Genomic DNA, 697 nt, shown 5'->3' on the forward strand with positions numbered 1-697 from the left:
GATTGCTCCGAGATAGCATTGAATATCACACGGTCTAATGCTTGATATTGGGCAGGTCCAAACTCTTCCGGAATAGTACCTTTGACGAATTTAATGTGGCTTTCTTTTACATTGAGTAGGATCGAAATTGGTAGATGTTCAGGGTTTCGATTAGACCAAGCAGTTAATTGATGTAAGCATTCGCTAAACAACTGACAATGCGATGAAATGTCTAAGTCAGGAATATGAAGTACTTTAAAACCGGGTTTAAGAAGTTGTTGGCGCTCAGCCTTATCTAGCAAACGACTTCCAGCAATCTTTTCTGCTAATGGATACGCATACTTACCGCCCGTATCATCGACCAACACATCAATTTCTAAATGCCTTAGCCCCACGTCAAGCTGAGCATCGAGATCAATGTGGGAATAATTAATCTGGCGCGATAATTTTGGGTTATGCGAGGTAATTAATGTCAGGACAGTTGGATGAACGGCCTTCTTATAACTGTTATGCGATCCTAAAAATTGAGCGTGATTAAACCGAACAGATTGCTGTTGAACCGCATGTTCAGACGAACTCTTGATGTTGCCATGAGCACAGTTGACTGAGCTCACAATGATGCACAGAGTGGCCCCAATTCGATTCAACATTTGTCATTTCATTCCACATGTTTTTAATATGCTTCAGGAGACTTTTAACGCGTAAAACGGGGACATAA

At 41.2% G+C, this 697-nt stretch carries 1 protein-coding gene; it reads right to left on the bottom strand.

The window, feature by feature from the left end; translation table 11 throughout:
* Positions 1 to 629: Ca2+-dependent phosphoinositide-specific phospholipase C (locus tag NAF29_RS18105; protein WP_251263035.1), on the bottom strand; the 629-nt coding region annotated here is incomplete at its 3' end.
* Positions 630 to 697: the final 68 nt, after the last annotated feature.

It is taken from the genome of Echinimonas agarilytica (genome assembly GCF_023703465.1).
Classification (GTDB): domain Bacteria; phylum Pseudomonadota; class Gammaproteobacteria; order Enterobacterales; family Neiellaceae; genus Echinimonas; species Echinimonas agarilytica.